Source organism: Erwinia tracheiphila (genome assembly GCF_021365465.1).
GTDB classification, from domain to species: Bacteria; Pseudomonadota; Gammaproteobacteria; order Enterobacterales; family Enterobacteriaceae; genus Erwinia; species Erwinia tracheiphila.
Genome location: NZ_CP089932.1, coordinates 4,288,466 through 4,309,997 on the forward strand (window position 1 = coordinate 4,288,466; position 21,532 = coordinate 4,309,997).

At 49.5% G+C, this 21,532-nt stretch carries 21 protein-coding genes; 1 reads left to right on the forward strand and 20 read right to left on the reverse strand.

Annotated features, from left to right (window positions below; genetic code table 11):
• Positions 1-61 precede the first annotated feature (61 nt).
• From LU633_RS22160 to LU633_RS22175, 4 genes are all read right to left on the reverse strand, one after another.
• A complete protein-coding gene (locus LU633_RS22160) occupies positions 62-484 on the reverse strand; it encodes a hypothetical protein (RefSeq protein ID WP_015869809.1) in 423 nt (140 codons plus the stop codon).
• Between the two features lie 20 nt (positions 485-504).
• Positions 505-1,428 (reverse strand): integrase domain-containing protein, encoded by a 924-nt coding sequence (locus tag LU633_RS22165; protein ID WP_016190730.1) that lies wholly within the window; start codon positions 1,426-1,428, stop codon positions 505-507.
• Positions 1,429-2,448: 1,020 nt separating this feature from the next.
• Positions 2,449-3,150 (reverse strand): YkgJ family cysteine cluster protein, encoded by a 702-nt coding sequence (locus tag LU633_RS22170; RefSeq protein ID WP_016190729.1) that lies wholly within the window; start codon positions 3,148-3,150, stop codon positions 2,449-2,451.
• Positions 3,151-3,340: 190 nt separating this feature from the next.
• On the reverse strand, positions 3,341-3,844 hold the full coding sequence (locus LU633_RS22175; protein WP_016190728.1) for a hypothetical protein: 504 nt from the start codon (positions 3,842-3,844) through the stop codon (positions 3,341-3,343).
• Between the two features lie 147 nt (positions 3,845-3,991).
• Here LU633_RS22175 and LU633_RS22180 point away from each other — a divergent pair, with 147 nt between their 5' ends.
• Positions 3,992-4,171 carry a hypothetical protein gene (locus LU633_RS22180; protein ID WP_016190727.1) on the forward strand — a complete coding sequence of 60 codons (180 nt, stop codon included), beginning with the start codon at positions 3,992-3,994 and terminating at the stop codon, positions 4,169-4,171.
• Positions 4,172-4,205: 34 nt separating this feature from the next.
• Here the strand turns inward: LU633_RS22180 and LU633_RS22185 are convergent, their stop codons facing one another.
• The 16 genes from LU633_RS22185 to LU633_RS22260 all read right to left on the reverse strand — a co-directional run bounded on the left by LU633_RS22185 (position 4,206) and on the right by LU633_RS22260 (position 21,312).
• Positions 4,206-5,747 carry a conjugal transfer protein TraG N-terminal domain-containing protein gene (locus LU633_RS22185; protein ID WP_016190726.1) on the reverse strand — a complete coding sequence of 514 codons (1,542 nt, stop codon included), beginning with the start codon at positions 5,745-5,747 and terminating at the stop codon, positions 4,206-4,208.
• Between the two features lie 6 nt (positions 5,748-5,753).
• Positions 5,754-6,107, reverse strand: a complete 354-nt coding sequence (locus LU633_RS22190; RefSeq protein ID WP_040465557.1) for a hypothetical protein — start codon at positions 6,105-6,107, stop codon at positions 5,754-5,756.
• A gap of 13 nt (positions 6,108-6,120) precedes the next feature.
• The gene (locus LU633_RS22195; RefSeq protein ID WP_016190724.1) at positions 6,121-7,554 is read right to left on the reverse strand and encodes an integrating conjugative element protein; all 1,434 of its coding nucleotides are present in this window, start codon (positions 7,552-7,554) and stop codon (positions 6,121-6,123) included.
• Positions 7,555-7,565: 11 nt separating this feature from the next.
• A complete protein-coding gene (locus tag LU633_RS22200) occupies positions 7,566-8,558 on the reverse strand; it encodes a TIGR03756 family integrating conjugative element protein (RefSeq protein WP_016190723.1) in 993 nt (330 codons plus the stop codon).
• Positions 8,555-8,956, reverse strand: coding sequence for a TIGR03757 family integrating conjugative element protein (locus tag LU633_RS22205; RefSeq protein WP_016190722.1), 402 nt, complete (start codon positions 8,954-8,956; stop codon positions 8,555-8,557). The genes LU633_RS22200 and LU633_RS22205 overlap by 4 nt, the downstream gene beginning before the upstream one ends.
• A gap of 318 nt (positions 8,957-9,274) precedes the next feature.
• Entirely contained in the window at positions 9,275-13,075 is a 3,801-nt protein-coding gene (locus LU633_RS22210) for a YobI family P-loop NTPase (protein WP_016190721.1), read from the reverse strand.
• A gap of 127 nt (positions 13,076-13,202) precedes the next feature.
• The gene (locus LU633_RS22215; protein ID WP_016190720.1) at positions 13,203-13,586 is read right to left on the reverse strand and encodes a hypothetical protein; all 384 of its coding nucleotides are present in this window, start codon (positions 13,584-13,586) and stop codon (positions 13,203-13,205) included.
• Positions 13,583-16,402 (reverse strand): conjugative transfer ATPase, encoded by a 2,820-nt coding sequence (locus tag LU633_RS22220; protein ID WP_232426862.1) that lies wholly within the window; start codon positions 16,400-16,402, stop codon positions 13,583-13,585. Before LU633_RS22220 ends, LU633_RS22215 begins: the two co-directional genes overlap by 4 nt.
• A 44-nt stretch (positions 16,403-16,446) precedes the next feature.
• A complete protein-coding gene (locus LU633_RS22225; RefSeq protein WP_016190718.1) occupies positions 16,447-16,860 on the reverse strand; it encodes a TIGR03751 family conjugal transfer lipoprotein in 414 nt (137 codons plus the stop codon).
• Positions 16,861-16,871: 11 nt separating this feature from the next.
• Positions 16,872-18,377, reverse strand: coding sequence for a TIGR03752 family integrating conjugative element protein (locus tag LU633_RS22230; protein ID WP_016190717.1), 1,506 nt, complete (start codon positions 18,375-18,377; stop codon positions 16,872-16,874).
• Complete coding sequence (locus tag LU633_RS22235) at positions 18,367-19,290, reverse strand: TIGR03749 family integrating conjugative element protein (RefSeq protein WP_016190716.1); 924 nt, start codon at positions 19,288-19,290, stop codon at positions 18,367-18,369. The genes LU633_RS22230 and LU633_RS22235 overlap by 11 nt, the downstream gene beginning before the upstream one ends.
• Positions 19,290-19,949 (reverse strand): PFL_4703 family integrating conjugative element protein, encoded by a 660-nt coding sequence (locus LU633_RS22240; protein WP_016190715.1) that lies wholly within the window; start codon positions 19,947-19,949, stop codon positions 19,290-19,292. The genes LU633_RS22235 and LU633_RS22240 overlap by 1 nt, the downstream gene beginning before the upstream one ends.
• Complete coding sequence (locus tag LU633_RS22245) at positions 19,946-20,302, reverse strand: TIGR03750 family conjugal transfer protein (RefSeq protein ID WP_016190714.1); 357 nt, start codon at positions 20,300-20,302, stop codon at positions 19,946-19,948. Before LU633_RS22245 ends, LU633_RS22240 begins: the two co-directional genes overlap by 4 nt.
• Positions 20,303-20,311: 9 nt before the next feature.
• The gene (locus LU633_RS22250) at positions 20,312-20,698 is read right to left on the reverse strand and encodes a TIGR03745 family integrating conjugative element membrane protein (RefSeq protein ID WP_016190713.1); all 387 of its coding nucleotides are present in this window, start codon (positions 20,696-20,698) and stop codon (positions 20,312-20,314) included.
• 30 nt (positions 20,699-20,728) lie between these two features.
• Positions 20,729-20,971, reverse strand: a complete 243-nt coding sequence (locus LU633_RS22255) for a TIGR03758 family integrating conjugative element protein (protein WP_016190712.1) — start codon at positions 20,969-20,971, stop codon at positions 20,729-20,731.
• A complete protein-coding gene (locus LU633_RS22260; protein ID WP_016190711.1) occupies positions 20,971-21,312 on the reverse strand; it encodes an integrative conjugative element protein, RAQPRD family in 342 nt (113 codons plus the stop codon). Before LU633_RS22260 ends, LU633_RS22255 begins: the two co-directional genes overlap by 1 nt.
• Between the last annotated feature and the right edge of the window lie 220 nt (positions 21,313-21,532).

Below are 21,532 nucleotides of genomic sequence, written 5' to 3' on the forward strand. Positions count from 1 at the left end.
ATAAAAAAGCCGCAGCCCTGAGTGAGCTGCGGCAGTTACGTTTGAGTATGCTGACACACTGTCATTTGTTAATAATCAGGTTACCTTTCTTATTAAACAGATCCCCAATCCAGTTATCAACCATTCCGTTTACATTCTCCTCACTCCTGGCATTATACTCCTGAGACATAAGCTGATGAGTCAACCTTGTGGTAATTGGGATGATAACTTCCCCTTTATTGAGGTGAACCGTTTTTTCTGAGGGTGGGACTCTGATTACTCCCGTCATCTCGAAAATATCACCTTTTTGCGTAAAAGTATCGTGTTCGTTATCTTCAAAATACACGTTATCAAAATACCTTGCCAACATCGCACAGGTATCAGATTCACTTAACGGTGTTTCACAATTAAAAGCAATGACAATTTCACTGCATTGATTGCCCTCCAGAATAATTTCATAAACAGGTTTAACCGAAGTGGCTTTCATTAATATATCGTAGCGCATAAGGACCTCTGTATGTAAGTTTAACCATTATCATCAGGCAATTCTTTGAAATAGACTTGTCTGACATATTTACCTCTCCCGTCACCATGTCCCAGGTCCATGGAAACCTGCGCGAAAATTTCTCTTTCGGTATAACCCTGTCGCTCATAAAAGGATTTTGCTTCCTGAGAGAAATGATACCGCATACTGTGAGGAGCTTTTTTCCCGGTCAGACCGACCTGACGAACCTGGTAGCGATAAGTATCTATCGCTTTTCTTATATCAGGTCGGTCAACAAGTTTTCCATTCTGTTTTTCCATTACTTTTTCGGCATAGTTAATTGCTGCTCTGACCGAATCGCGGTCAAGAATAACGGTATCCCGGGGGCGTCCGCCTTTTGTTCCGAATACAACACGTACGGAGTTTTGCCCTGATTCCAGTGCACGTTTCCAGCTCGGAACAGATTTACACGCCTCAACAGCTTCTTTTGTTCTTAATCCCAGAGCATAGGAAAGTTGCATTGCAGCTGCCACGCCAGGGTTCTTTTTTTCCACAGCCTGGAACGCCTTATAAAACTCATCCGGTGCTAAAGGCAACTTTGTTCCATCACGACTTGCGGGTTCAAGACCAAGAGCTTTATTACTTAATAACGGATTGTCCGGATCAGCAAGTTTGTAGCGACCACCCCGGAATAAAATCCCTCGTATAGCAGAGCGTTCATTTTGAATAGTTCTGACAGAGACACCCTGCTCTTTTCTGCTTTGCAAGTAGCCCACAAAATGACGCGTCTTAATACTGTCGGCATGGCGTAATTGGATCCCGTTTTCCCGTAGATAATTCAAAAAGTATTTTGCGATCCTCATTCTATCGGCTGTGCTGGCGTATCCGCCAGACGCCTCACGAGCCTGCGTGATGAAATCGCGTCTGAATTGCTCAACCTTCGATCGTGCCGTTTTCCTGTTCAAAGATTACCTCCACCTGAGTGACAGATATAGCTGTTCTTCTGTTCATACGGGTGAATTGCCTGCAACTCACCCGTATGAACGGGCAATGCGACCAAATTGTTAGTTTTGCGTCATTACAGACGTTCCCTGCGTGTCGGTTCGTTCGCCATCCTGGCTCGTTTGATATTGTGTAGCAGGGTAATGCCATGTTGAGTTTTTACAGGTGATCAACCAGTACTCGGTACTGGCGAATTAAACACCCCATCAGCGTTTTGCTGACGCCTCAATATCAGAACGATTTTCCTCCATTTATCATAAAGTTAATGGATATCAATTTGAGTCATTAACAATGGTTGAGATGAGTTTCCGGCACGTTCGTCCGTGAAAACGGACGTGACGGGAATGCCGGGATTGCGTCTTCATTGCGTACGTCACGAGGTAATACAACTTGTAAACCCGCGTCGTACGTGGTGTTGACGTAGTACGCCTGGCGGCGTCACTTGGTGTTCGCTTCGCTTGCACACAAGTGACGCCGCGCAGTTTCGTGCTCGTAATGCAACGCCGTAAGCGGCCAAATGTACCAAATGGCCTTATCCGGTCGATGCAAAAGTCGTACGAAACTCAGGACGTATCACTGAAGAAACGAAATGTTGATGCGACTTCCACAGACGATATTCGTCTGACTGGAAGTGGCCAGCCCGTTGTGCAACACCCGAACCGGTGTGCAGCTGAGCAAAGAGAAAGAAACCCTCATCGCCGCGTCATAGTGCGCTTTTGTTGACGATATCTGCTTCCAAAGGTGCGCAGATGTACCACATTAATGATCTCCCTTTCAGGCTACGGGAGAATTCTTTTGCAGTCACCCGAAGGCGTTCCTCACAGACTGCACGGAACATTGGTGGTCGCTTTCGCGACAGTAGCCACCCGAAGGCGCTCCTCACAGGCTACAGGAGCATTGGTGGTCGTCATTGACGACATTTACAACACTTAAAGCCTACCAATAGAGGCTGGCTTACGTCAATATTTTCATGTCAGGATGTTTTACTTTATTTTGATCTTCATATCAGCATTCATTTTTTTAATTTCCTGATGATACCCTTCCCACTTAACACCCGGAAAAACATTAGGCTCGCCTCTCAGCCATTTTTTAAAAAGCAAAGGATTATCCAGAGCAATATATAAAGACTTACTCATCTCATGACTATCTATAAATAGGTCATTGTTATGTGCTGCAAGAGCCATATAAGAAGAAAGAATCCCAGTTGAATAAAACACCGCACCATCCTGAAGTGGTGAACCATTACTTTCAATGCAATCTTTTTCATCATTAGTAAAGAAACGTCTGCACGCTTCCGGACGGTAATTATAGATAACACACTGCCCAGAACTTTTTCCGAGAAAAACACACTCCATTCTATAGCTATCATCAATATATTCCTCAACCTTATCAGCTCGAAGTTTTAGCCTTTTTTTAATGAAAAACAACTTTGACTCACTCAAATTCTTTGTTAAATTCTCAGCTATAAAAAACACATCCGGCGTAATTAAGGAAACATGTAAAGAACAGCAACGCGAGCATCCTTTATGGCATATAGAACTTATCCCTTTTTCGTTTTTAATTTTATCCGCCACCCCCTCAGAACATTTATGCCAACTCTCCATAGTTAAAATAACTTGTCTCTTGCTTTTAACTTTAAATGAATTGTAACATGATGAATAAAACCAATCATGAAAAGATTTCATTTCTTTCCCCTTTCCCAAAAATCAACATAAGCAGCTATTCCATTATTATTCACGACGCCAGTCTCTGGTTGTAACCATGAAATCAAAGATAAGAAGGAGGCTATCCTTCTTATTTTCCTCATAGATTATCGAACATTGCCCTCTGCAACACCTTTCACTTGCGTATACAAATTACCTAAATAGGCTTCTGTTAAATGTTGTGGGTTTGAAGAAAAAAACTGAATATAGACACGACTTCCAACACCATTCTTTTCAACCTCCAGTGTAATATGATCTTTGCCTTCCCCCCAGTTTCGCCCCATTTTCGCCCCATTTTATAATAACTTCCTGCAGATGCCGACCATTCAGGCCTTTGTTCCTCAATCGCAGCAGCAGCCAAACGGGCCGAAGTACTTTCTCTATTTTTAATACTATTTAACTCATCTGTCGTCATAAATTTATAATAACGGCGCAAACGAGCAGCGGCAGTATCGACATCAACTGGAATAGATAAATCTTTTGATGTGGAATCCTGACTGGCTTCAACTTTAGGTGCTAACTTAGGCATGCCTGATTCATTCTGCGATGACTGATTTCCTGCTATTGACGATCCAAAATCACTGATTTTCTTATTTACTGAAGATAACTCATCCATGGAACATGCTGTTATAAACATAGAGACAATACAAACAACCAATACTTTCTTCCTGAACATGCTTTCCTCCTTAAAAATTATTTACAATCCAATTAATGTCGATATCTCCAGCCACGCTGAGGTTGCGCACTTCTTCAACAATCCTTATGATACAAGGGTGATTCGAACAAAAAAACAGCGCTCAGTCAAACAGGAGAAAACTGAGATATGAATATTTTCATGAAAAAGCTACTGAATGCGGTGCTACCTGACCCTCAACCAGACAATCACGCTGACGACAGATCTTTACTGACAAGTTTCAACGATGATGAAGCGGAAGAAACGCCGGCATTGTTTGATACACGCCCTTACTTAGATTTTGAGCAATGGCATAACGATAACAACTAACAGCGCTGCTCATACCAGCGCTGTGTTTCAGTAGTTATTTGTTCATTCCCTTACTCATTCCCGCCTGGAAACTGCTAATCCCTCCTTTCACAAGATTTCCGCCATTCTGAGCTGCCTGATGTGAACTGCCAGTCCCTTCTTTAGATGCATTACTGATAGCCACACCAATATTTACACCCGCCCAAGACAATGCACCGATCCATACGGTTGGCAGCACGATAAACATCGTCCCCATAACCAGATTCATAATAAGATCATCCGATGTATTCTGGAATCCCATCATATTAAAGCGTGAGTGGGTATCAGAACTGTATAGCGCCGTCAGCAACCAGCTGTCGAGCCAGCGGGCCAGTTCCCACCAGAACGTCAGGAAGTTCACGGCAAAAATGACAAACGTCAGGGTGATCACCGTCTTGAACTCATAGGCCGCAAAGGCCAGGATTAATGGCACCATAATATAAATGGCCATCAGCATAACAGCCTGCACCATCGGCAATGCCTGACGCATCGCGTCCAGAGCCGGGAACGCGCCCAGTGAGGCCACCGAAGCGCCTGCCGTTCCGGTGATGCGGGAAATCGCATTCATTGCCGTCATATCCGCATTACCACCATAGCCGTTATATACTTCACCGCCATGCGATACCGTCAGGTTCGCCGGACTGACGAGCCGGCGTATTACCTCCTCCTGATAATCAGTCTGGCTGCTGCCAATCATCTTCATCGCCGCAGATAACCGCAGCCAGTAGCTGTCATCAACCTGCTCCATCACCCTGGCCTTCAGGCCGGTATCTGCTGCCGACCACCACTCAGAACAGTAAGGGTATCCCCCATTACCGGTATTCGGCCGACCACTGTCACGGGCATCACTCCAGGAGAACATCCCGCGCGGCAATTTCGACTGCAGGGTGGTGTAGTCTCCTTTAAGAAAGGTACTGCTGCCTATCCAAGTGAGGTCTGACAAAGCCGCCTTATCTGTTGTCTGCCCCTGATCGCGCCGTTTCCACTGGTAAAGCGCAAGCGAGTAGCAATCGTTGGTAAAATCCTGCAACTCATCAGCCAGCGCACGGTTCTCAATGAACGTCCGCTGCACCTCAAACCGCAGTTGCCGCAGATCCGGCCGGCAGGGAATGCTGGCCACCGCTGCCTGAGTCACACCTTTGGATAACTTATGGACCAACACCCACCAGACCGGCGCAGCCGCGCTTTCGCCGTCCATACTGGAGATAATGTTATTGTAACCACTTTCATCAGGCGCTTTTGGTGTCCAGGTTCCACACGTTTTCGCTCGGGTTTTATCAAACTCCAACGTAGTCAGGCTCACCTGAATCAGCGGAACGCAACAGGCAATCATCACGAAGAACGCACCATAAAGCGCATTCTCGATACGGGGTAGCGACAGCATACCCTTGTTACCTTCATCTTCCCCTTCTTCGCGAACCTTCAGCCAGATACCCACGACCTTAAAGGCCATTGGCAGCGCAAACAGTCCGGTACTGACAAGGACGTCCCAGAGGCCATTATTGACCAGCCAACCCAGCAGGGTCAGGAAATACTCCAGATAGCTGTTCGTTGTCATAGTGAATCAGCCTCCCACGCCGGAAAAAATGGAGTACTCGCAGACCAGAAAGAATAATGTGCTGGCGCCGGCGATGCGCAGCAGTGGACGACGATATTCCTGCCGAAAGCCCGGTGCATGCCAGATTTTCCACAGTCCCCACCCGACGGCGCAGTAGATAACCAGCCGCCACGCCAGCCAGCCGTAGCGCGTTGCGTGCATCCATCGCTTCAGGGATGCCACGCTCTCCGGATGACGCATTCCCGTATCGGCCAGCCAGAATCCCAGGACCATTATCAATGCCAGAACCAGCAGATAAAGCGTCCCAACTTTTAACCCTTTTCCTGTTTTACGCAGCTGGTCGCGGTGACTGTTTTTCATAATCACAATTTCCTTACTCTGCATCAGGAGTATCAAGTTTCTGGAACCGGCTGTCGGCATTGTCCGTCTGCTGAATCATTGGGTTTGTGCCGACACGTTCGTTGTCCCGCTCAATGATGGTCAGTACCGAGTTCCTCGCCAGCTCTCGTTTAAGGTCCATTTCATTCTTCAATGCCATGATTTCGCGATCGAGTGCATCAATCCGGCGAACACCATCTTCCAGTGCAATAGGTTGATCCTGAGCATTTGGCTCACTCATACCTGTTGTCAGCATCCGGCGCATCAACAAAGCGGTTTCGACCGTATCAGACATGGCAAGCTCACTGGCGAGACGAACTGTCAGTGCGGTATTATCCGGGTCACGTTGCAGTGCCTTAATGACATTGGCCGTTACCGGCAAACCACCCGTTTTCAGCTTCGCCAGTTCATTTGCCGTGGGTTTTACGGCACCATTAACCAGTTTCACCAGTTGCTCTGTATTGTTCTTTGTGGCTTCTTCCAGCATCGGGGCAAATCCTGTACCAGCAACGGACAGACCGGGCTGATCATCGGTATCTCCACTGGTGCATTGCGACGCATTGCTGCAGGTGCGCATTGAGCGATCACCAAGAACTCTCACCACGGCTTGTGCAGCTTCTTCAGCATTACTGAACTTACTGCAGGCACCACCGTTACAACTGGTGCTACTCACGGTTTCTGAACTTAGTACGTTGAGGCTGTTCATCATGTTGTAACCAGCAGATGCCAAATCATAGGTCGGCCGGATCGCCTTCTGCCCTTTTCCTCCTCTTATCTGACCACCAATCCATTTTTTGCCAGCGGTTCCATCTGCATCCTGATATTTTTGGTCTGCACGTATTGCGTCCGTTTCCCCACTATTGACGAGCGATTTATATTCTTCAGCTATAGCTGCCTGGCTCCACTTGCTGGTATCACTGAAATCCATCATTTTCTTCGCCATGTTCTGGCAGTTCAGTTGTGCTTTGTCGAACGAGACATTCGCCTGCAGTACACCGTTGGTCAGCATGTCATACAGTCCCGGATTGGCCCGCTGAATAAGCATTGCCGGCAGGCTGGCCACCGCGCCGGTTGCCCCCTGAATAACGTCACCCATCAGGTTTTTAAAACCATCGGTTACGCCGTTTAACTGGTTGCCAATTGTGGTTTTGAGGTCAAAGTTGCCGCACATCAGGTCACTGCTCCACCCCACATCCAGACCCATTTTTTTCATATTGCTGCGCGTCGCCGGCTGCGATATCACCGACCCACCACCCAGGGTATAAAACAATTTGTCGGATACCGCGCCGTCAACGGATTTGCCGTAACCAAAAGCGCTGTCATTAACCTGCGGTAGCGAAATTTCAGCCCGGACAGGCAATAGGGTACCCACAGTTCCGGCAAGCAGTAGCACTGCGCCGGTTGCTGATTTAAATGTATCGATGTTCATGTTTTACCTCGTCAAAAATCCGTGCTGCTCAGGAATCTCTGCCCCATACGCTTGCAGCAACTGTAGGGCTGCCACAGCGCAAAGGCCTCGTTATTATCAGTAGCCGCGCTGTGGCTCCCGTCCGGAAATACCGCGCAGCTTTGAGTCATCTGAGGCGCCAGACGCTGCCACTTATGGTTCTTAGTGCCGGTGTTTTCCGTGACTTCTCCCGGTGGCCAGTACCCGTCGTGGCGGGTCCCTTTTAGCACCTGATAAACGTGCGGCTGGCCTGTCCGGGTGATAATGTCCGCCACACGCTGTGCCACCACCGCCGACGCTTTGTCATCATCGGTCTGGCTGACAAACCCGGAGCGCGGGTAGACGTTGCCCCACATGTTGCCGGATGCCTGGCTACCGATTTCCCGTCGACCGGGGATCAGTGCCTCGGGATAAAGCGATTCCGGAACACCCGTTCGCCAGGCAATCGAGTCCAGCGTGCTGAGGAAATACGGCATCAGGGGAGTGGCGGCGCTGTCGCAGGAATACCCGGCGATACTGCCCCCGATAAGAGACGTGGCCGGATGCCCAATGGCATCGGCGTATTTGAAGCGAATATTAGATTTACGCTGCCCCGGGTTCTTCATATCTGCCGGGTTGGCACCACCGGCTGTCACCCCTGACAAAGCGCCAGTAACGACATTTTCCAGCCCGCCCGCCGTCTGGCTGACAAAAGCCATCTCTGTCCAGGGATTTCCACCGGGCGCAACGTAGGTCGAAACCACCGCTTCCGGGATAAAATGGGTGACCTTTACAGAGGTTTTTACGGTGCAGCCGAATGCAGTACAGAACAGCCAGTAACAGATACCTTTTACCCGCCAACTAATGCAGTCCTGCGTCACTGCACTGGCCACTATCTGTGCCGTATTCAGCGCAGCAAACGCTGCAGGTATTGACGCTGTGGCCAGAACGGTGGCGACAGCGGCAGAGCAGAACGTTTTTCTGAGTCGGGAAGGAGGCTGATTCACTGACCACCTCCTGCCTGCAGCCGTAGTGCCTGAGCCCGCGCGACATCAGTTGTGCCATAAACCACATCCCGTTCGTCAAAAACGACAGCGGGCACCTTGCGAATACCGAGTTCCCGGGCGTGCACTACCTGGCGATATGCCGTGACCAGTTGCTGCTGCTTTTGTTGCCACTGAGGGGAGGACATCACCTGCCTGGCCTGCATTGCTGCCAGCTCCGGGTCAGCCGGAAGCTGGCCAAACACTTTCGCCTGCAGGCGTTCAGGTTCATCCAGCAACACAACCACGACATTCGGGGAAAGATTTTCAGGCAAGTGCTGGCTGTCGGTATATACCACCGTGCTGGCCAGAACGGATACCGGCAACAACGCCGGCAGAAGGATAAAATCACGTAATTTCATTAGGGAGACTCCGTCAGACTGAATCGTCTGACAGCGTGCTCCCCAACGCTCAATAAAACATCGAAAAACTAAAAACCCAAAAATAAAAATTAATTACTGGTGTTACGCTGAGCTTGCCTTTTACCAGTAAATGTCATGTCCTGCTAATTTCATTCAACTGTTAATATAGACGTTCCTGATACCTCTATACTTGCCATTCATGAGTATGTAGTTGCCGTAGGACAACACATAACTTGCTTTTTGTAGCGCTATTCAGATGCAGAACAGCTCCTTTTCTCCCGTCCGCATAGAAACGGGAGAAGGCAGTTGCCCTTATTCTCAATCAATGTAGTTCTCATCCTCTTCATAACAGCAGTGTACGTGATATTTGCCTGCTTCCCGAAGTGACCATTTTTTAATAAGACCAGCTTGCTGTAAAGCAGACAGGAATAGTTCCGCTTGTTGACCATTACTGAGATTCAGTGTTGCGCTTTTTTGATTAAATATCTTAGAGAATTCTTTTTCTTCAAGCCTGCCCACCAGACGTGCGATCTCCACTCGACTGCGATAGCCATTTTTTAACAGCCTGACTATCAGATTCATGGAAAAATTATCATCAGTAGAAAGCGCAATTATAGCGAGTAAACCTTCGTTAGAGATAGTTAGCTCATCAAGGAAGGACTCATGGTAACGCTCACGGTATTTGAACAGCAGCGTGGCTTTTTCCGAAAAAGTGAAGCACTGGGAGTTATGAATAGCAACCAACATTTCCTCAAGAAAAGTATCGTCATGCTCATCCCGAAGATAATAATCTGTATCGGAGAAAAAGGTTTCTTTAAATTGAGAAAACCACAGTACAAATGGTTCAATACTTCCCTTAGCAGTATCCGAAATGAAACATTGCACTGCCTGTTTAAAGGATTCTGTATCCAACTCTACTTTGCTATTTTTTATCAGACGCAGAAAGTTATCCAAGCTCAACCGTTCATCCCAATAATGAACATTAATATAAACTGGTTTTAACACTGAGAAATATGCACTATCACTAAGTTTATCATTGCAAATAACCTTCATATAAAGGAGATCATAGCGATCCCCATCAACCAGGCTCACTTCCTTTTGGCTCAAAACCTGAGCATGCTCTTCAATATATTGGGTTAATACCTCAAGGTTGCACCCTTCGCAAATATAATTTAATAAAGCATCCCATCCCGGCGCTATGCGATCGTAGCGGTAGAACAGATCATGGTATGATAATTCATCCATATCAGCATCAATATGCTCTGGAAAATCATGTAAATCCACCACAGTGAATTGCATCTTTTTCAGTATACCAATTTTAAGGTCATCACTTAAATTTGAGTGAGTAAGCACCGATACAATAGCCTCACTACTTTCCTTAGAGTCTATAAATATTTCCCGAACAAAAATATCGATATTGTCATTCACGTACTCTTTTACGCTGGATAATTGGTACTTCTCCAGTAATGACCACGGCAGCTCATCTACCCGATCGCAAGGTATATTTTCATATTGTAACAATCCAGCAACGATAACTCTGTAACTGCTCTTATCAAGAGTATACATCTGGTTTTCGGCGATAAAGGTTAATGCCTGAGTTTCAGAGGGAGTGATCGGCAAAGAAATATCATGGTAAATAACGCCAAGAAGTTTGATATTGTTAAGAAATAGTTGAAGATTGCTATCCTCCACATTAGAAATCAAACTAAATCCTTGCTCGATAATGAATTGTCGATAATTTTCCTGATTGGCTGATATCTCAGGTGAGATTAAAGCTATCATCTTCGTAACAATTGACGTGACGATACTGCTGCGTTCTTGTTCCTCAATCACAACGATCATCTTATCCAGATAGCGGTTATCCCCCAAGGAAAAGATCACTAACTGGATGAAATATTCAGCATCAACAAATCTGGACTCTAAAACATTAAATATAGCCAGAATATCCGTAGAGGATTGCTGGAATATCATAGAAACCATGTCAGACAAAGTTTTTGTGTCAACGCTATGACGGCTATCAAGCAATAGTGCTACGATTTGATGGTGGATAGCACCAGCGCGATATTGATAACGCTGGCCAATCAATTCCGCCAACACATCTTTGGGGTTGTCCAGTAAGAATTTTTGGTTTACTTCTTCACAACCCATATGACGACCAACGGCTTTTATATAGTCATTATCATTAACAGAAATGGTTCCCTGATGAAAGACAGACCTGAACATCATGACATCCTGCATAATATGACCATTGGTCAACAGATAATAAAGAGCCTCTAAGCCGCCAAAGCGGAATCCATTGCGGATAGTATCCAGCTGTTCCAAGTCAATAATCGTGCGATCATCACATTTTTCAATATAACCTTCAGCAATCGCCTTAAATCTTTCCCATCCAATTAAATTTAATAAATCCGCCAGAGAAATGGAATTTCGGGTACGAATTTTTTCTTTTACCTCATCAATTTCACTGATGGTTTTTTGATATTCTGCTGCTTTATCTTTGGCGATAACTTCAACTCTTTTGTTGTACTCTTCTACTATTGAAGTTGTGTCAATTTGAAAAAATTGCGGTCCTCTATTAATTTCACACCCAATATATAACTGTGCAGAGTTAGAAAAGAAACTTTTAAAATCACTCTCACTTTCATAAAAATTCCGCGCTGAATATTTGTCATATTGCCCATAATAATTAGAATTCTGTTTAGCAAATGAGATTAATGGCCACAACTCCGGAGAAATAAAACGACTAATGATTTGTTTACGCAAATCTGCATCAGAGGTAGCAAACTCCTGTTTTATCCTTGCTAATTTAGTATTAAGCTGCTGCAATCGTTCATCCAAACTAATGAAATAATTTTCATGTAGCTTACGCAGACGATAGTCGTGGATAAATGAATATAAAACACCTGATTTTTTATCCGTCAGGTTATAATCTTGTGCGTAGATATTCTTATAAAAGATAAGTGAAAAAATCTTCGCCTGATTCCTATTGTCATCAACCACCTTCTTGAACAGATTGAACTCATTGACAATATTTTGCAAAGAGCGCATATCACTTATATACAATGACATCTGCTTAAGAAGCGCCTGCTCATTGGTCGGAAAATCATTTAGTTTGTTTTTTAAATGAGTGTAGGCATTCCGGGAATCCATCACTGGGATCACAGGTAAAATAAAGTCAAAAAATTTAGTCCGGATATCTGCACCAAGGAAAATATCATCCCGGCAGGCATAGACAAATCTAACCGGTTCACCCTGGATATTATTATTAACTATCTGGTTAATCTCTCTTAGCTTAACAAATACTTCGGTGTTACCTAACCTGTCTAAATCCTCAAATACCACAATTTTATGTTGTGAACGGGAAAAGAAATAGACAATCTCATCCAGGCAGTTATTAAGCAGTGAAGAAGCATCCTGGGATGCCATATCGGCACTACCCTGAAGAAATGCTATCTTGCTAAGCTTGATTTTCTTATCGAAAATACCAGCTTTGGAAGCAGCCCGAACGATAAAAAACAAACCAACCATTCCCATAAAAGCGCTAAATACCAACCGTGCTGGATAAGCATCAATGATCGTATTTAGCGTAACTTCATCTACGCTAAATAATGACAGGATTTTTTTAGGAAACAGTGCCACAGCTAACAATAATATCGGCCCAACCACTGTTAATACAGTAGCGAAAAGAGAAAAAATGTGTTTTTTATTTCTATTCTGAATCCGATCAATACGTGAATCAGGAAGATTATCTTTATTTTCCTTGTACAGGATCTGCTGGAGTATGCTTAATTCAATCTCTACGCTCTCTGATTCTGATTTTTCACTCTTTCCTGACAAGGAAAAATCAGCAAGTGACACATTGATAAAATCTTTTTTAAGGCGAGATTTAAGATAAGAAAGAATAACTGTGCTTTTACCTGCACCATAAGGTCCAGTAATAGCAATATTTTTCACATCTGATTTGGAAAAAGCAAAATCCAGCGCATCAAAATAAGGTTCAACACTGCTATCAGTAATTATTTTCGGCGTTAAGGTATCATAGACTCCCTGTCGTTCATTAATCGAAGCACCAGTTTCTTTTGCTGACCAACAGCCTTTTATTACATCCAATAGAGCCATACCAATTCCTTACCATTGACTGACTTGGTTCCTAATCACCTACCCGGTATTGCTCCGCCAGTCCGCCGCTATTGTCGCCTGATAGTAGGCCAGTGGAGAATGGCCAAACCATCAAGTTATTTAAAATTTAGTCTAATATATCACCTAACCAAAGTACCAGATAGAGCATATCGGCCGCGTCCGTCACGGTAATATACCAGCGGGGATGTTCGTACTCCTCCTCTGCCGGCCAGCTTCCCTGCCCACTAACGGTGATAAGAATATTAACCGCTCTGCGGAGTCTGCCCTCCACCGTCACCGCCACACAACTGCTCAGGCCCACCCGATGAGGGTGACAGGTAACGGTCACCGGGCCGTTCATTCGCTGTCGGATGTGTTCGCTCAGACGTTGCAGATTAGCCTGCGTCACCACTGATATCCCGGGTTCCCCCTGCGGGGGCAGGGTGAAAACAGTGTTATCCGGGCTGTCATTACCGCAAACACAGGGCACCGGATACTTCAGCGTCATCATGCTGCTGTGCTCTCCTCGTCGTGTGCGTCAGTCAGTCCTCGCAACCGGTCCAGTTTACGGGCAATCAGCTTCGCCGCATCCAGTTCGCTACAGTGATGCTCACGCATCAGCGCCCGGCGTTCCGCCTTTTCCTCTTTCTCCGTCATGCCCAGCGCGAGATACAGACTGGGGGGAACAGCACGGAACAGCGCCTCAATACGTTTGGCCAGCACCACCCCTTCGGTATAGCAACCTGACAGCTTGCGGGCGGAAAGTAGTACGGCTTCCTGTTCAGGCGTGAGCGCACGGAACCGGCTGATATCTTTCACCTCCTCCGGTGGCATGGTGAGGCAAATCCACCACTCCGCCATGTTCAGCATTTTCTCCGCAATATCCGGAAAGTCCTTCAGGTTCTGCGTGGCCAGCCACAGCCAGGCCCCCAACTTTCGCCACATTTTGACCACTTTGGTCATATACGGCGACAACAGTGGATTAACCGTCACGATATGCGCCTCATCCACCGCGAAGACAATATCGCGGCCGAGATACTGGTCCCGCTCCGCAATATTGTTAATCATGTTGGTCATTGACACCATGGTCAGCGCCATCTGCGCTTCATAACCCTCACGCGCCAGATGACCGAGATCCACCAGGGTCACATCCGCTTCAGGCCACAACTCCCCCTCGCGGTTGAACAGCTCCGCCTCAAAGCTGCCTTCCTGAGTGAACATCCCCAGCGCCTCCGCCATCTCTGCGGCTTTCGCCTTACGCTGGGCATTACGGACATTCTGCCCCTCATCGCTGTCATCACCGGCAATGCTGTATAACGCTTTCTGCAGGTCAGAAGGCAGCATCTGCCTCCCTTCTTTATATGTTGCATGCGCGGCCATCAGCAGCGCTTCACGGATCATAGCCCGGTCGGCACGCTTCATTTCGGCTTCTTCTTTCGGATCGCCGCCCGTTATCATCATCCGGGCTGAAATCTCCATCTCACCGAGAATATCCCGTTTATCCTCGTCTTCACCCTCTCCATCGCTGTCAGCATCAATATCGGGGAGGTCGCTTTCATCAACAGCATGTGCTGCCAGCCCTTCTTCGACCAGTTTATGCGCGTCGGCAAACGGCGGCAGGCTGACCCCACTACCCGGTTTGACGCTTATCTTGTTGACAGAAAGTCCAAGGCTTTCAAAATAATCAGCCTGCAGGCCAAAACTGTTCCCGGCTTCAGCGATAAACAGACGTGGTCGGTGAACCGCCATCAGCTGAGAAAAGGCATAACACAGCGTGGCCGACTTACCTGCCCCCGTCGGTCCGAACAACAACAGATGCGCATTCTGGGTACGATCATACTTGTTCAGTGGATCAAACGTCAGAATATCGCCGCCGCGGTTAAAAAAGCTGAAACCCGGGTTGCCGGTACCGGTTTCCCGCCCGGTAACCGGCAGCAACCCCGCAAGGTGTTGTACCCAGGTCAGACGGGTGTACCAGTATTTTTTATCGCTGTCCGGGTTAAAACACATTGGCAGCGCCCGCAGCCAGGTATTCAGCGGCCCCACCTCAAATTCCGGTCGAACCGGCTGCAGACCGGCCCCAAGCAATACGGTGGTCAAATCAAGACGTTTACGCTTAAGATTATCCATATCATCCCCGCGCAGCAGGAAGGTGATCCCGGCACGATACAGCTTATGCCGGTTTCCCAGATACTCTTTCACCGTTTTCACATCCTGGCGGACACGGCCGGATTCGGTATTCTCCCCGACGGCATTTTTCGACAGGCGGTTAAACTGTTCTTCCAGCCTGTCCTGCGGCTGCACAACAATCGTCATGCACAGCAGTGTCCCTTCCGGAAACATATCCATCAGCGCGTTGATTTTTTTCTCACCACGGGCCTGTTCACCGGTAATGGTACCCGGCTCTGGTGGAGTACGCAGTCTCTCAACCGGCAGCGCACAATGTGGTTTATTATCTATCCACCATACGCCGTTTTCCGGATCCGAAACGGGTGGCGTAAACCACAGCGTTTCAGCAAAATCATTGCTGACCGGCGCCACGCCCGCCGGGAAGTTGCGCGGATCGGCATACGCCGCCTGATGATACAGTGTGGATTTCTCCACCCAGTCCGGAGACGGATTAAACAGGCGCAGCAGCCAACTGTGAACCTGCAGGCCGTTCTGGCGGGTACAACGAATACCGGCCCCGCCAAGCGCACTTACCACACGTTCACACGCCTGGTTGAGCATCGCCACCGGCGGCATCGGGTCCCGGGACGCAGATTTCCCGATCCAGCGATAAATAACCATACGGGTGCGACGCTGCTGGCCGCGCCACGGCTGACCGGTGATCAACGCATCGGTAAACAGCCCTTCCGGCCGCGAGATACTACGGATATGACGTTCCATTTCACCCAGCCAGGCTTCCGTAAATGCCGTGCGTTGCGCATGCGGTTTCACGTAACCGCGTAAGTGGTCCAGATACGATTCAGCATCATCTTCATCCTGGCAGAAGAACTGTACCACCCAGGGATTCTCGTCATATTCATCAAAACTGTCCTGCAGGGCATCTTCCACCGTATCGCGGATCTGCTCGAGCCTGTCATCCGTACGTCCCTCCGTGGCCACCGGCGTCACATCATAAACCGCACCGACAGAAATACCGTCCTCAAGCAGAAGACACTCCTCTTCATCCAGGAATTCCACCCAGGGCAGATAATCAATGATGGACGGGTTGGCGTGATACACTTTTGACTCTTCCTGCCGGGTCATCCGGCCCGGTCGCGTCAGTGGCTCCCGACCATGAATAACCAGAGGAGAATCCTTCCCCTCTGGCTGCCCTGGCATGCCGTCTGGTTTCACTTCATTTTTACGGCCGAAAAGAGAAAACATTACAGCGCCTCCGTACGTTCACCTGGCATCGCATACTGTGTCTGGCTGTAGAAAGGAAATACAGTGCTATAGCCAGGCACTGGCGTGTTGCCGCCAGCCAGATGGGGATACAGGTACATCACCATATCCGGGTTGGGCAACCGGGAGAATTGTTGTGAAATTTCACTCTCCTGCGAGCGGCTGTAGCTGCGATCGTCCTGTGTACCTTTCCGGTGTTCATCGTCGGTTAACGGACGACGCAGCGTGTCCCTCGCAACAGCGGACTGACGAGTGGTTCCCCCTTCACCGTCTGCCCCGTTCCACAGTTCAAGCATGGTATGCTCGCCAGTCGGCAGCATCTCTTCTTTTGTCGTCGCGCAGCCGTTCAGCAACAGCGCAACGGTGAATACCATAACGATCGGTTTCAGATTCATTCGTTTCCCCTTCAGTCCAGACCGCCGTTGTCGCTGACCCCACCCGGGAGGGTGAAATCGTAGCGAACCCTGCGGCCGTTATCTTCATAGTCAATGGCAAGCTGGCGGGTGATATGCACGGCCAGCTTCGCACCCGGCGGCACATAAATCGCGTCAAACGTCTGCCCATAGCGCTGCTTAACCCAGTCAGTGGTCTCACTCATGCCACCTGAGAGGGCTTTCCCCAGCGCCGCTTCGCCGGCACTGCCGGTCAGCGTGGATGAAATCCCGTTAACATTGTTCTGCGTGGTGTACTGGCCCTCACTGAGAGCTTCCCCGGCAGCGCCGGCAGCAGAGAGCGCAAAGAGAGTAGGCAGATACGTTGACGCGTTAGACTTGCGGGTACCGCTGATACAGGGAATACCGTCATTATCCGAAATCCAGCCGATGCCGCCGTCGGTACCGGTTTTATTCTGCGTATTGCCGTTGCCGGTGTTTTTCCCACTGACGTCTGGCTGGGGCACGGTACGGACCGTACCGTCAGCAAAAACGAAGGTGATGCTGTTCACCTGCCCACGAACGCAGGAGAGAGTCCAGTCACCGCTGGCGCTGCCGGAGACAATCGCCCCCTCCACATCCGGCAGTTCAATACCATTGGCCGTGAGGTTATCCTTACCAATCAGCACCTTGAAGGGGTACGGATCGGTCACAGTGCCATTAATCGGAATGCGCCCTAACAACGCCGTCATTGCCCGGCTGCCCACCAGGGTGGAGTTTTCCGGCAGGGTATAGACGGGTTCAGCGCTGTCCTGCCCCCCCTTCTCGTTCGTGCGGCCCTTAACCTGCTGCTCATAGGCCGCTTTCTGCCGGGTCAGAGGGTTGTTGTCCAGAAAGGAGGTGGGAAATTGCGGCGAAGCCTTACCACTGGCAGCATCGCGCGGATCGACAGCTTTTTGATCGCCTGGCGTCACCCACATCAGCCCGTCATCGCCCCGGATGGCGGTACCATGGGTACTGCCCCCCAGACCATCCAGACCGAGGCCCAGCGGAATATCGCTGTCAGAAGCCGGTTTTGCGCCTGCGGAACCACTGCCGGTGGTTTTCAGCTGTTCAGACAGTGCCTGCACTTTTGCCAGCAGGCTGGTCTGTTCGTTCTGCAGTTGCTGCTGACGTTTGTCATACTCCTTACGCAGCCCCTGCACAGCCTCGTCAACCTGCCCGGATACATTAGTGCCGCGCTTACGCAGTTGCTCATTCTCTTTCAGCAAATCAGCATTCTGTTTATCCAGTGTTTTCTGGCGATCGCGAACGTCGTTCAGCCGGCCTATCAGTGTGCGCAGAGTATCTTCCGGCGTATCACCTTCCACTCCGAGCGCCTTAAGCTCATCCTGTGAGAGATTTTTCAGTACTGTCGTCACATCACCCGATGAATTCTCTGGTGGTCGCTCTCCTTTACAGCTTTTCAGGCCCACAGCCAGGCCCGCCACCACTACTGCGGGAACAATAAATTTCACCATGGCATTGGACTTAATCTGCATGGCTGACCTCCTTCTTCGCGGTACGAACAGCCTTACGTGCCACGGAAGGTTCAGCGATGAATGCGCTCTCCGGCCGCGTGCCCGTCACGATATAGGCTGTGGTGGTATCTTCCGGCGTGCCCACCGGCCCCAGCCAGCGGTGCTGGAACGTCGCCGCGACAAACTGTCCCTGCAGGGCCCGGGGATCCAGTACAATCCTGCGGCTGGCAGTATTTTGCAGACGGACGGCCACTACGGCGCGATTTGCCACGCCCCAGGCGGCCAGCGGCGTGGCCGTTATGGCTTCAGACGGATACAGTGTTGTCAGGCGTTTGGGTAAATGCGGATTCACCGGGCGGATACCCGGCACGGCTTCTACCGTACGCAACGGCGCATACAGGCTTTGAGCAGCATAACGGGTCAGCAATACCGGAACGGGGGCGCTGTATTGCACCTTTTTACGCTTCGCCTGTGTACCGTCATCACTTCCCGGCTGGATGCTGCTGTTTTCCGCCTGCCGACGGGTATCGGCCGCACTGCTTACCGTGTTCACCTCACCGCTGTAGACCAGACGAACGGGCTCGGAAGGACCTTTTTCACCGGCAGTGACATCGAGAAGAATAACCTCACCGCTTTCCACATCCTGCAATTGCACCCGCGTCTGAGGAAAAGCGCTGTCGGCCTTCAGGTAGACAGCCCCGCCGGTACTCTGCACACGCAGCTTACCGTTGAGTGCCGGAGGAAAACCCACCCGGACATTTTTATCCACAAATACCACCCGTTCCAGCCCCACCTGCAGCGGGATTTGCAACGGGATACGCTCCCATTTCATAAATTCATCAGCCTTAGCCAGCTCGCTGTTCAGAGAGACCAGCGGCGACAGCAAAAGGGACAGCGCCATCAGCCCGGCGCGGGTATCATTACGGGTCTTCATCACTGAAACACTCCTGATTTCGCGGGAATTTCCGTCGGTGGTGCAGCCTCCAGACGCTGCGGTACACCGTCATAGCAGTCCAGCGCCAGACCAAACGGATTGCGTTCAGCATCCCCCTCCCAGCGCACAACTTTCAGTGGATAACGGACCAGGGCGCGTTTTACCGGTTCAGCATGAAAATACTCATCCGCCACCAGGTCGAGACGTACCACCCAGCTGTCTCTGCTGATAACGCTGACACTCTTCGACTGATAACCACGGCCGGGGATTTCATAAACCACGCGAACACGGTCAGTCAGTTCACCGGCGTTGCTTCTTTTCCTGGCCTCGGCATTCAGATAGTCCTGGCAACCCGGCGTCAGATAGGCTGACAACGCATGAATTTTTGCCGGATAATCCACTTCACCATTTTTCGGCCAGGCGTTGAGCTGCTGGAAAATATAGAAGGCAAAGGAATAGACCGATGACGCCGGTACTTCCCACCAGGGTCGGGTACTGCCAGTACGTAAATCAGGTGGGTTATGGACAGTCAGTTTGTTTGGGGCCAGCATCCAGCCGGCGCAGGTGATTAACAGGAAAAAGGCCAGCACACCGCAGGCAATACGCAGTGTCAGAATATGCTGATCCCGGTCTTTGACCGCATGACGAAAACGGCTCATTTTTCTCTCCCGGTTCGTTTCAGGGACCATCCCCGGGCATCAACGATCAGTGTCGGGTTGCCCAGGCTGTGACGACGTTTGAACGCCTCCAGCCGCTGCCAGATATAGTTTTCCGGCTTGCCGCGTTTAATGCGGCTCAGCCACCGGCCACCGAAACCGATAACCAGTAACGGTGCCAGTAACATGCCGGTCGGGATAATGACCCAGCCGGCAAGAGGAATAAATGGCAGAGACAGGAGCAGACCCACGCCCAGACCGGCTAGGGCGGCAAGCCCCATCTCCGGTGTAGTGAATCCGCGAAACACCACCGGTTCACTGTTCAGACGGTCAGGTAAAAAGCGAATGGTCTGCATGGGGTCGCCTCAGAGAATAATGTCGGCGGACTTGCCCAGCAGCCAGATAACAGCAACCAGTAACACCACCCCCACTACGATGATGGAGCCAAACTTCGTCCAGGTTGACTTCTCATTCCGGACCTCGGTAAAGGTATGGACTGCAGCAATCGCCACATTAATGAACGCAATGGCCGCCACCACCAGTCCGCCAATAACGACACCATCCTGCAGATAGCCTTTGATCTGTCCCATCAGACCAGATCCGCCATTAGAGGTTGGCGCTTCAACCGTTGGCAGGTCAGCAAATGCGGATTTACAGGTCAGCCAGACCAGAAGCACCAGCGTGAACGTACGGTTAATAACGCGGTCAATACCACGACGCACGCGGGTGGCAACAGACGCAAAGTGATACATAAATTTTTCTCCAGAAATTGATTGATTAATTCAACTGGCAAACATCCAGATACTCACAACCAGCAGGAGCACGGCCCGGATAGCAAAGCGACCCAGCGCAGCATTCCGAACTTTCTCGTTACTCCAGCCGGTCCACACATCGGACAGTGCCCATGCGGCCCACAAAAACAGAAAGGCCAGCAACACACCGATGCAGACCAGGTGCAGAATGCTGACCTCGACATTGCCGGAGGCAGCTTTAAAGGCTGTGGATTGTGCGGAGGTCATTCCCATCAGGGACGCTCCCGACGATAATTGCCGCTGACAGATGAAGCCCGGGGTTGGGACCGGGATGGCTCCAGATAGCGGTCAATACCGGCACGAATGGTGTTTAAATCGGATGTGGCCTGACGGTAGTCAAAAAAGAAACGCCCTTGCTCAGCAGGATCGGCCTGGGCCGCCGCTACACGGGCACGTTCAAGCGAGGCCTGCACCTGATCCAGCTGGCGCTGGGCTGAGGCAAGCTCGTCTTTTTCTGCCGCCTGTACAGTCGTGGACAATGTGGCCAACAGCAACAGACCGGTGATGCCCGGTATGCAGGTAATATATCTCCAGGCCGGACGGGGATGGTTCATACGCACCTCCTTGAGGATTAACAGGTGCGTACAGAATGCGCAGCCCGGGAGGGCTGGTCAGCGATAAACTCTATTTGCGTTTTTGAAAATTTATGCAGAAAAATAAACAATGCTGGCAACAGTGAGAAGGACGATGATGTCGATCATACGGAGACTGAAGTTGTTCGGTATTGTTCACTGCGATACATATTTGCCAGCTGAACATCTAAGTCAACATGGA

What these genes read in the sequence shown, in the direction of transcription:
- LU633_RS22160 (WP_015869809.1), bottom strand. Translation starts at nt 484, where the DNA reads ATGCGCTACGATATATTAATGAAAGCCACTTCGGTTAAACCTGTTTAT.
- LU633_RS22170 (WP_016190729.1), bottom strand. Translation starts at nt 3,150, where the DNA reads ATGAAATCTTTTCATGATTGGTTTTATTCATCATGTTACAATTCATTT.
- LU633_RS22175 (WP_016190728.1), bottom strand. Translation starts at nt 3,844, where the DNA reads ATGTTCAGGAAGAAAGTATTGGTTGTTTGTATTGTCTCTATGTTTATA.
- LU633_RS22180 (WP_016190727.1), top strand. Translation starts at nt 3,992, where the DNA reads ATGAATATTTTCATGAAAAAGCTACTGAATGCGGTGCTACCTGACCCT.
- LU633_RS22185 (WP_016190726.1), bottom strand. Translation starts at nt 5,747, where the DNA reads ATGACAACGAACAGCTATCTGGAGTATTTCCTGACCCTGCTGGGTTGG.
- LU633_RS22190 (WP_040465557.1), bottom strand. Translation starts at nt 6,107, where the DNA reads ATGAAAAACAGTCACCGCGACCAGCTGCGTAAAACAGGAAAAGGGTTA.
- LU633_RS22195 (WP_016190724.1), bottom strand. Translation starts at nt 7,554, where the DNA reads ATGAACATCGATACATTTAAATCAGCAACCGGCGCAGTGCTACTGCTT.
- LU633_RS22205 (WP_016190722.1), bottom strand. Translation starts at nt 8,956, where the DNA reads ATGAAATTACGTGATTTTATCCTTCTGCCGGCGTTGTTGCCGGTATCC.
- LU633_RS22210 (WP_016190721.1), bottom strand. Translation starts at nt 13,075, where the DNA reads ATGGCTCTATTGGATGTAATAAAAGGCTGTTGGTCAGCAAAAGAAACT.
- LU633_RS22215 (WP_016190720.1), bottom strand. Translation starts at nt 13,586, where the DNA reads ATGATGACGCTGAAGTATCCGGTGCCCTGTGTTTGCGGTAATGACAGC.
- LU633_RS22220 (WP_232426862.1), bottom strand. Translation starts at nt 16,402, where the DNA reads ATGCCAGGGCAGCCAGAGGGGAAGGATTCTCCTCTGGTTATTCATGGT.
- LU633_RS22225 (WP_016190718.1), bottom strand. Translation starts at nt 16,860, where the DNA reads ATGAATCTGAAACCGATCGTTATGGTATTCACCGTTGCGCTGTTGCTG.
- LU633_RS22230 (WP_016190717.1), bottom strand. Translation starts at nt 18,377, where the DNA reads ATGCAGATTAAGTCCAATGCCATGGTGAAATTTATTGTTCCCGCAGTA.
- LU633_RS22235 (WP_016190716.1), bottom strand. Translation starts at nt 19,290, where the DNA reads ATGAAGACCCGTAATGATACCCGCGCCGGGCTGATGGCGCTGTCCCTT.
- LU633_RS22240 (WP_016190715.1), bottom strand. Translation starts at nt 19,949, where the DNA reads ATGAGCCGTTTTCGTCATGCGGTCAAAGACCGGGATCAGCATATTCTG.
- LU633_RS22245 (WP_016190714.1), bottom strand. Translation starts at nt 20,302, where the DNA reads ATGCAGACCATTCGCTTTTTACCTGACCGTCTGAACAGTGAACCGGTG.
- LU633_RS22250 (WP_016190713.1), bottom strand. Translation starts at nt 20,698, where the DNA reads ATGTATCACTTTGCGTCTGTTGCCACCCGCGTGCGTCGTGGTATTGAC.
- LU633_RS22255 (WP_016190712.1), bottom strand. Translation starts at nt 20,971, where the DNA reads ATGGGAATGACCTCCGCACAATCCACAGCCTTTAAAGCTGCCTCCGGC.
- LU633_RS22260 (WP_016190711.1), bottom strand. Translation starts at nt 21,312, where the DNA reads ATGAACCATCCCCGTCCGGCCTGGAGATATATTACCTGCATACCGGGC.